9 protein-coding genes and 1 pseudogene are annotated in these 9,801 nt (G+C 37.7%); 3 read left to right on the top strand and 7 right to left on the bottom strand.

All coding sequences use genetic code 11. The annotated features are described in order from the left end of the window. The 4 genes from H4J67_RS19095 to fabB form a co-directional block, all read right to left on the bottom strand. Positions 1-1,143, bottom strand: a 1,143-nt coding sequence (locus tag H4J67_RS19095; protein ID WP_310740659.1) for a FimV/HubP family polar landmark protein, incomplete at its 3' end; no start/stop codon positions are given. 241 nt (positions 1,144-1,384) lie between these two features. Continuing rightward, the gene (locus tag H4J67_RS19090) at positions 1,385-2,404 is read right to left on the bottom strand and encodes an aspartate-semialdehyde dehydrogenase (protein ID WP_070374286.1); all 1,020 of its coding nucleotides are present in this window, start codon (positions 2,402-2,404) and stop codon (positions 1,385-1,387) included. A 50-nt stretch (positions 2,405-2,454) separates the two neighbouring features. Further along, positions 2,455-3,588 carry a 4-phosphoerythronate dehydrogenase gene (locus H4J67_RS19085; protein WP_182204700.1) on the bottom strand — a complete coding sequence of 378 codons (1,134 nt, stop codon included), beginning with the start codon at positions 3,586-3,588 and terminating at the stop codon, positions 2,455-2,457. 203 nt (positions 3,589-3,791) lie between these two features. After that, the gene (gene fabB / locus H4J67_RS19080; RefSeq protein WP_182169837.1) at positions 3,792-5,003 is read right to left on the bottom strand and encodes a beta-ketoacyl-ACP synthase I; all 1,212 of its coding nucleotides are present in this window, start codon (positions 5,001-5,003) and stop codon (positions 3,792-3,794) included. 176 nt (positions 5,004-5,179) lie between these two features. Between fabB and mnmC the strand changes: the two genes are divergently transcribed. Further along, a complete protein-coding gene (mnmC, locus tag H4J67_RS19075) occupies positions 5,180-6,472 on the top strand; it encodes an FAD-dependent 5-carboxymethylaminomethyl-2-thiouridine(34) oxidoreductase MnmC (protein WP_182169835.1) in 1,293 nt (430 codons plus the stop codon). Between the two features lie 22 nt (positions 6,473-6,494). Here mnmC and H4J67_RS19070 read toward each other — a convergent pair whose 3' ends face one another. The 3 genes from H4J67_RS19070 to H4J67_RS19060 all read right to left on the bottom strand — a co-directional run bounded on the left by H4J67_RS19070 (position 6,495) and on the right by H4J67_RS19060 (position 8,549). After that, the gene (locus H4J67_RS19070; RefSeq protein WP_182169833.1) at positions 6,495-6,788 is read right to left on the bottom strand and encodes a YfcL family protein; all 294 of its coding nucleotides are present in this window, start codon (positions 6,786-6,788) and stop codon (positions 6,495-6,497) included. 65 nt (positions 6,789-6,853) lie between these two features. Beyond that, positions 6,854-7,990, bottom strand: a complete 1,137-nt coding sequence (locus H4J67_RS19065) for an ATP-NAD kinase family protein (protein ID WP_182169831.1) — start codon at positions 7,988-7,990, stop codon at positions 6,854-6,856. Continuing rightward, complete coding sequence (locus H4J67_RS19060) at positions 7,983-8,549, bottom strand: elongation factor P hydroxylase (protein WP_182169828.1); 567 nt, start codon at positions 8,547-8,549, stop codon at positions 7,983-7,985. The genes H4J67_RS19065 and H4J67_RS19060 overlap by 8 nt, the downstream gene beginning before the upstream one ends. A gap of 314 nt (positions 8,550-8,863) precedes the next feature. Here H4J67_RS19060 and H4J67_RS19055 point away from each other — a divergent pair, with 314 nt between their 5' ends. After that, entirely contained in the window at positions 8,864-9,268 is a 405-nt protein-coding gene (locus tag H4J67_RS19055) for a hypothetical protein (protein WP_182204699.1), read from the top strand. 180 nt (positions 9,269-9,448) lie between these two features. Further along, positions 9,449-9,801 (top strand): annotated as a pseudogene (locus H4J67_RS19050) (transposase); the annotation flags it as partial.

Below are 9,801 nucleotides of genomic sequence, written 5' to 3'. Positions count from 1 at the left end.
ATCATCTTCATCATCTAATGAACCTAATCCATCATCTGCGTCGTCAGCAAACAACGAATCATCTAAATTAAGTTCATCCTCACCTAGGTCCATCGAAAGTTCATCATCGAGGGATAATTCATCATCAAGCGATAATTCATCATCAAGTGAAGGTTCGTTATCTAACGCAGCAAGAGGTTCTTCAGTTGTGTCTGCTGGCTTGGCTTTTTCTTCAGCAACAGCTTTTGATTTTTTAGGCTTAGCTACAGCTTCAGTTTCTCCACCTTTTTGACGGCGCAAGAACCAAAACAAAAGACTCAAGACAAAAAATGCAGGTAGCGTTGACATTAATATCTGAAACCAAAGCTGCGAGGTTATGCCTTCATTTTCAAGTTCAGCTTTTTGTTTCTCTAATAATAACGCTTGCTCACTCGCTTCTGCCATTTTTAATAATTCTTGCTGAAGTGACATTATCAGTGCTAATTGTGCGTTTTGCTTTTCATCTTCTATAGTCGAGGCTTCTTTAAAAACATTCAACTGCTGATTTACTGTTGATATTTTTTCATCAACAACGGCATTTTCTTTAAGAATAGCCTGCAAACCATCAATTGAATCTAAAACATCATTTTGGATAGTTTCTAAACGAACAGTTTGCTTAGAGTTTATTTCTTCAAGCTGTGCATTGATTTCTTTTTTAGTCGCGTCTAAATCTTCCTTTTTAATGGCAAGTTCAGAAGGAGGAACAATTTTTTTCTTAACTGTTTTAGCAACTTTCTTTTGCCATATTTTATCATCAGAGGTTGACTTACTTTTTGCCTCAAGAGGATTTATCGCACGCATCTCTCTAACAGACGGCAATTTTAAGTACTGGCCATTGTTAAGATGGTTTAAGTTATTTTCTTTAAATGCTTGCGGATTTTTTTGGTATAACGCCTGCATCACTTGATAAACAGACAAAGTAGGGTCTGGACGAACTTTTAAAGCAATATTCCACAGGGTATCTTTTGAAGTAATAGGCCCGTATTGATCGTACGGAAACATATCCGTCGCTTTGGGGCCCCGAATGCGAATACCCTCTTCTTCAAAGGCGAACAAAGAAACACTATACGTGGTAATGCTTATAAATATTACCTGCCACAGGCACAGGCGTAATAATCGATGCATCAAGTTTTCCTAATTATTTTTATTTACTGCCAATTGTTTGGCACTTCAAGCCTAGAGAAAGTAAAGCAAATTTTATTCCAACCCTATACCTGCTATTTATATCATAGCAAGTTAATACAAATTTTTTTAGTAATAATGAAACAAAAAACTCGTCGTTAACTATAACGACGAGTTTTGATTTTTCTTTAATAAATCTTAAAGTTAACTCAATTTTAACACTAACTCATTTATTAAAGGGATGTTATGAAAGGTAGTCTTTAACTAATAACTCAGCAATTTGTACACTGTTTGTTGCCGCACCTTTACGTACATTGTCAGCAACAACCCACATATTTATTCCACAACTATGACTAATATCTTCACGAATACGACCAACATAAGTAGCATCTTTTCCACTTGCATCACCTATCTGTGTTGGAAAGTCTTCGTCATTACGACAAACAACAATACCTTCAGCTTGCTCAAGTAAATCTTTAACTTCTTCTGCTGAAATTGGTGATCCCGTTTCAATATGTAAAGCTTCACCATGACCAAAGAATACCGGCACACGAACCGCTGTAGGATTAACAAGAACGTTTTCATCACCTAGAATCTTTTTCGTTTCCCAGACCATTTTCATTTCTTCTTTGGTATAACCATTATCCATAAAGACATCAATTTGCGGAATAACATTAAAAGCGATTTGACGAGGAAAATGTTTAGTCTCAACAGGCTTTCCGCTTAACAAGTCTGCAGTCTGCTTAGCTAATTCGTCCATTGCTGCCTTACCACCACCAGAAACTGATTGATAAGTGGAAACATTAATACGATTAATACCAACAGCATCATAGATAGGTTTTAGCGCGACCATCATTTGAATAGTTGAACAATTAGGGTTAGCAATAATATTACGGTTTCTATAATCAGCTAATGCACTTGGGTTAACTTCAGGAACGATTAACGGAATATCTGCGTCGTATCTAAACTCAGAAGTGTTGTCTATAACAATACACCCTGCTTCACCTGCAATAGGAGCAAACTTGGCTGAAATTGAACCACCCGCAGAGAAAAAGCCAATTTGCGCTTGACTAAAATCAAAATGGTCAGCATCGAGTACTTCAATACTTTGACCATTAAAGTCAATAAATTCACCTGCTGAACGAGCACTCGCCAGCGGGTATAATTTATTAATTGGAAAATCTCGTTCTTCTAATATTTCAATGATGGTTTTACCCACCAAACCTGTAGCGCCTAATACGCAGACATCAAATTTCTGTGCCATGTCACTCTCTCTTTGCTTTGAAGATTAGTACTTTATATACGTTAAATAAGTTACTTTTTAAGAAAACCAAGATGATGTGGCACATCACTCTTGGCTTGATTTGTCATGCTTACTTTAACCGCAGAAAACTCCCTGCGAGCTGGATAAGTTTTCCGAATGTGGTCAAAGCCATGACTTAAAATTGTTTCTCTGAAAATTCCATCATCACGGCGTACATCGTAAACCATTTTTACGAGCTGGTTTAGTAGTATTTGCTCAAACGGTTGATTAATTTCAACTTCGGTTATTGAAGCTCGTGGTAAAAAATCACCTAGGTGCTTTTCTATCGGTATGTTAAGTTGTTGGCACAATGCCTGATAGAGCATTTCTGTACCACGTGCTTTTCCTTCTAAGCTATAGCCTGCAATGTGCGCAGAAGATATTTCAGTATAAGCAATAAGTTCATGCAATATATCTGGTTCATTTTCCCAAACATCTAAAACAACTCTCAAACCATGCCCTTGTTTTTTAAGCGCCAGTAACGATTTATTATCGATAACTTCACCGCGACAGGCGTTAATAAGGATTTGCTTTTCGTGCAATTGCTTTAAACGTTTTTCATTGAGTAAGTGAAAAGTTGGCTGTTCGCCATTATCAATGATGGGAACATGCAGTGAAATAACATCACAAGCTAAAACATCATCAAGTGATGAGTAATGGCGTTGGTCTTTAGTATTATTTTTCTGTTTTGCGGCGAGTAGTGGATCGCAAATTAAATACTTAATACCCAGTGCCGATAATTTTTCACTTAAACGAGTGCCGGTATTACCGCCACCAACAATACCGACAGTTAACGAGAACAAATCAATTAAGTAACGCTCGGCTAAGACAACCAAGGCACTGATCACATATTCTGCCACAGAAATAGCGTTACAGCCTGGCGCAGCGGTAAAGGTAATGCCCCGTTCACTTAAATAGGTCTGATCAATATGGTCAACGCCTATGGTTGCCGTACCAACAAACTGACAAGTTGAATTGCTTGCTAATAGCGCTTGGTTAACCTTAGTAATCGAGCGCACTAATAAAACATCCGCACTTTTCACCTGTTGAGCGGTTAACTCACGACCAACAAATGCGTGCAATTCACCTAGGTCGCCAAAGAACTCTTGAGCAAAAGGCATGTTTTCATCGTAAAAAATCTTCATGGTTTATAAACCTAAAATAATTATTGATCTAATGAGGGTTATTGTATCTTAAATGCAAAAAAGCCACTATAAAGTGGCTTTTTTAAATGACAAACAATACTGAGTCTTTTAGATATAACCAAACAGAAAAACGCGGTTAATTATATTCAATGCGTATTTCTGATGGCGTTAAACACTAAATGACAAGGTATCGTTGTTTATCATTATTTATATTTTTTCATCACTAAAGTAGCGTTAGTGCCACCAAAGCCAAAGCTGTTAGACATAATCAAGTTAAGTTCAACATCACGTTTTTCAGTAACTATATCTAAGCCTTGCGCTTTTTCATCTAAGTTATCAACATTGATAGACGGAGCAACAAAACTGTTTTCCATCATCAGTAATGAATAAATAGCTTCATGAACACCCGCCGCGCCGAGTGCATGACCCGTCATTGCTTTGGTTGCACTAATTGCTGGTGAATCTTTACCAAACAATTCTTGAATTGCGCCAAGCTCTTTAACATCGCCAACCGGTGTAGAAGTACCGTGAGTATTTAAATAATCAACTTTACCTTCAACACCTTGCATGGCTTGTTGCATACAACGTACTGCGCCTTCACCACTTGGAGCGACCATATCGTAACCGTCAGAAGTTGCGCCGTAGCCAACAATTTCAGCATAGATATGTGCACCACGAGCCAAAGCGTGTTCAAGTTCTTCAACAACAACCATACCGCCGCCGCCTGAAATAACGAAACCGTCACGGTCAGCGTCATAAGTACGTGAAGCAAGTTCTGGCGTATCATTACGACCCGCAGATAAAGCGCCCATACCATCAAACATCATCGCTAGAGACCAATGAACTTCTTCACCACCGCCAGCAAAAACAATGTCTTGCTTGCCCAGTTGAATAAGCTCCATGGCATTACCAATACAGTGTGCACTCGTTGCACACGCAGAGCTAATTGAATAGTTAACACCTTTAATTTTAAAAGGTGTTGCTAAACAAGCTGAAACGGTACTACCCATAGTTTTAGGCACAGCATAAGGGCCAACGCGGCGAATACCTCGATTACGGAGTGTATCCGTGGTAATAACAATATTTTCTGAAGACGCGCCACCTGAGCCAGCAACAATACCGGTACGAACATTTGATACTTGTTCTTCAGTTAGTTTGGCATCATTAATGGCTTGTTCCATAGCGATGTAAGCATAACCTGCTGCATCACCCATAAAACGAAATGCTTTACGATCAATATGATCTTTAGGCTCAATCGTGGGCTTACCCCAAACATGACTTTTTAAACCAGCTTCTGCAAAGCTTTCAGATTTACTAATACCTGAACGGCCTGCTTTAAGAGATGATAAAACTTCTTCCGCATTGTTACCGATACTCGATACAATGCCTAATCCGGTGATCACTACACGTTTCATTTGAATAACCATTTAAAAATTGAAAAATCAGGCATATCATACAGAAATTTGCCCACAAACTGGTCTGCTCAGTGTACACGTGTACACTGGTTTTTACAATTTTATGACAGACACATATAATTCACGTTAAAATACTATCTTTAGCGCATGAAAACCAATGGATTTAATAAAAACTTGTGATTAAACAACAAAAAAATTTAAATACGCCGCTTGAAAGAAAAGGTTATCAAATTAGACCCATTATTAAGCAACCCGACAGTGTTGCTATTATTGGGGGTGGCATTGCTGCTGCCTGTGTTGCTTATGCATTGACTCAAAAAAATATAAAAGTAACACTTTATTGTAAAGATAAAGAAATTGCCCAAGGCGCTTCGAGTAATCATGTCGGTGCATTATTTCCACTTATTCATCAACAAGTTGATGATATTAGCTTGTTTTACCAACAGGCATTTTGGCATGCACTAAAATGCTATAAAGACTTACACAGCAAAGGTTTTATTTTTAGTCATGATTGGTGTGGCTTACTTGAGATTTCCTACAAAACAGCTTTAGAAAAAAGACAAAAGATTTTCGAGCAAACCAACCCTTGGTCAAAAGAATTAATTACCAGTATAAATGCAGAGCAAGCATCACTATTAGCCGGTATTACACTTGAACACGGGGGGTTGTTTATGCCCAGCGCTGGCTGGATAGCACCTGGTGAATTAGTTCAACAACTATTTAATGCAGCAAAGCAAACTCAGCATTTGTCGATAAAAAATCAAGTAAACATTACCGCACTTAAGCAGCAAGACGACAAGAGTTGGCAGCTAACAACAAGCAAAGGCATAATAAATGAAAAAGTTGTTATTTTTTGTGGCGGTGCTGAATCTATTAAACTCAATATTATTAATGAATTACCACTGAGTTCTGTGCGTGGTCAAATAACGAATATGGCAACGAACGAGCAGATTAAAAACCTATCTACCGTTATTTGCCACAAAGGTTATCTAACACCTGCACACCAGCAACAACATTGCATCGGCGCGACATTTGAAAAAGACAGTTTCGATATTGTGGCAACAGACGCTGGAGATCAATATAATTTAACTATGTTAGAAAAGTGCCTGCCTAAATTAGTTTCATGGCGCGAACAAGACGTTACCTCGAGTAAAGCTCGTTTACGCTGTATGACACCCGATCACTTACCGGTAGTGGGCGCTATGCCTGATATAGCCCAGCATAAAAGCAGCTACGCACATTTAGCAAAAGATAAAAACTGGCGTTATCAAGAACCTGCACCTGTGATTAAAAATCTATACGTACTTACCGGCTTAGGTGCTAGGGGCTTATGTACTGCGCCGCTATTAGCCGATATTTTGACTGCTGATTTAACGGGTGGCGAATATCCTGTTGGCAAACAAGAACTTTTTAACTTATCACCCAACAGGTTTGTTATTCGCGATATTATTCGTCGTAAATATTTATAGTATTTAATAAAGGCTGTTATTACTAAACCGATACAAATGATTGTTTAAGGTTTAGCCAATAGTCTTGTACTATTTTTCTATCTTGCGGGCTCAATTCGGTACGGGCTGCTTGCAGTTTTTCATCAATACTTTCCGCAAGTCCTTGAGAGAGTGCTTGCGACTCATCACCAAATTCAATAACAGATAAGCTGATAAAGCCGCGTAAATAGCTGCTGGCAAATAATTGGTCATCACTGTTATCTTGATCAAATAAATTATCTAAATACAGATAAAGGGCAGCAATATTTTCAAACGATTTTTTTTCTTCAATTGACATAATTCTACTTACTGTTAAGTTTTAAAAAAATTTATGATTAGTTGTAAACATAGATTGAAAGGCCATTATTGTGGACTTGCTACCGGGTATAATACTTGATCATTGTATCCTGTTATTACCGGTAAATACCCCGAAAGCTCGATATCTAAATCACTATCACCGGTGTCAGCAATTAAGGGTCTAGATGCTAATGCTGTTAATTTCGCTTTTGTCGCTATAATTAAAATATTATCTTTGCCGATGGCGCGGATCACTCGTGGACTGAGCTGTTGATTACCTCGACCAAATATATGACCTTGTCCACCAATTAACGTGATCACCAACTTAATTGTTTTATTATCGGCTTTCGCTAAGGTTATCGCTTGCCATAATTGCGGCTCGGTTACATCACTGGCAATTAAATGTTGCTGTTCAACTAGATCAACGCCCAGTAAAGTATTATCTAGCGCCAACTCTTCCATTAAAAAAGCGGTGGTTGAGCCTGAGCCAATCACAAAAAGCTCATCATCCATTTCATTAATTACATGAGCAGCAATATCTTGCAGCACTAGCTCATCAAGTTCTTTGCCACCAGACTTTACCGCTTGAACATAACGTAACTCAGCAGGAATTTGCATCTCACCATAGCGTTTTGCTTTAACAATACCTTCTCGAAATAACGATTCATCGATATCCATAACATCAGCTTCGATAAGGGTAACTAACTGATTAGTTAGCATCATCTCTACTACCCGCCCCGCAGCTTTTGGCGTAACAGCATAGACACCTGAGTGAATTTTACAGCCCGCAGGAATACCTAGTACAGGAAATTTATCGCCAACAATTTTACAGACATTGCGTGCAGTGCCATCACCACCAGCAAATAATAATATATCTACGTGCTCTGCTAACAAGGCTTTTACCGTATTTTCGGTGTCTTCAGCCGTGGTATGTTCAGGCTTATCGGTTTGAAAAACAACTTGGGTTTTAAAACCAAGTGCCTGAGCGGTCATCTCTCCCATAAGATCATTAGCACAATAAACGATAATGTCATCTCGATAAGGTAGAAGTATTGACAGTGCTAAGCTTGCTCGCTGATTTGCTTTTGCGGTAGCGCCAAGCGCTAGAGCTTGTTCTGCAATACCATCTCCATCGCTTCCTTTCAAGGCAACACTGCCGCCAATACCAGCAATAGGATTGATAATAAAACCAAGTTTAAACATGAGTAACAGTCTCTGAGTGATTAAATGTTGTGTTGGCAGAAAATTGGGTGATATTCAAAGGCAACGATACGTTATAAAAATTAGCCAGTACGTCAATAAATGCTTGAGCGCGAACAGGAAACCCATGATGTAAATATTGTTGCACTTGCTGAAAAACATTTTCTTTAAAAGTAATAGTATCGCCAGCGGCACCATTGAGGTTGTCAGCTGAAACATTAAATTTTTTCCCTGCTGCCACACAAAAAGCCCACTCAATTGCTTGTGGTTTAATTTCAACTCGTTCAAATGTTTTTTGTTGCTCCGCATCTCTACCATCTGGCATATACCAATAACCAAAGTCTTCTAATAACCGACGTGCTTTACCAGCCACACACCAATGTGATATTTCATGTAAAGCACTGGCATAAAAACCATGAGCAAAAATAATTTGATGATAGTCACAGGTATCATTTGCTGGACTATACAAAGGCTCGTCGTCGCCTTTAATCAAACGAGTATTGGTGCTGGAACTAAATGTGTCATTAAAGATTTGAATTAAATCTTGGTAGGGTTCTGGCATTTTTATATTCTGGCATATAGGTAAAAATAGACGAGGTATTCTAACCAAAAGTCATTCAGCTTGCACTGGCTATTTTAGCTAAATAAAGTATTTAGATAATGAAATTAGATGACGGTAATTGGATACTTTTCAAGGGTGATTTTTTAATTATAAATGTTTATTCTTTTATAACGACATTGCGCTTTTTATTTGTTATTTTAATGTAACAAATGCAAAATTATTGTTAATTAAACACAAGATGTCTGTGTAATTTATTATCGGTTAAATAAGCATAAAAAGGATTGAATATTACATGGATAGGGAATTAGTTAACTATGGATCCAATAAATGGACTTAAGCTCAAAGCTTTCTTTTTAACAAATAGTGCAGTAAGTAATATTGCAAAAAATGAAGTTCACCACTCTACCCTCCAGTTTACCGACCTAGTTAAAACCTGTGGTATTGATATCACATTAGCAGAAACCTTACCTAATAATGAACTAATTAAAGTTTTTGATTTGATTTCTATTGATTTACAATTCTATATTTTGACAGAAAATATTCCAATTGAAATACAGCAACTTACCTCTAGAACACGTATTGTATTTTTTAATGCTACCAATAATTTATGTGATGAAAAAAAACTGTTGATATCGAGCATTGCTGGGATTTTTTATCAAGGTGAACGCATTGACATTATTTTACGTGGTATTACAAGATTACAAAAAAATGAGCGTTGATTTAAACGAAAAACTATGAATAGTGCGCTCAGTGAGTTACTTGTTAACGTGAGTAAATTAAATCAACTCCCTGTAAATCAACAGCAACAATCAATAAGTTTACATAGCCTGACACGACGCGAAAATTGATCTTCCCCCGATAAAACGGACACCAAAATCTAATTAAAGATGAGGTGTCTTATGCCTAAGTACAACAATCCAAGACGAACTTGGAAGTATTCAAACGACTTCAAAGTTAACGCTATTCAATTAAGTTATGTTGTTGGTGTCACAATAAAATCAGTCGCTGAAAAAATCGACATACACCCATTTATGCTGTCACGATGGCGAAAAGAATATCGTGAAGGAATAATTGTGGCTGATAAACGAAAAAAAGTGGCTGGCCAATCAAAAGCCCAAAAAGTACTTACCAAAGAGCAGGAACTAGCACGTGAAAATAAAGAGCTTAAGGAGGAGCTGTTTATTCTAAAAAAGTGGCAACGGTTTCTTGCCGAGGAGCATCAAGCCGATATCGATTCATCGAAAAACTCAGA

The organism is Colwellia sp. BRX10-4, assembly GCF_014077465.1.
Classification (GTDB): Bacteria; Pseudomonadota; Gammaproteobacteria; order Enterobacterales; family Alteromonadaceae; genus Colwellia_A.
The sequence above is the reverse complement of the archived record's forward strand: the minus strand, read 5'-3'. Positions and strand labels throughout refer to the sequence as shown.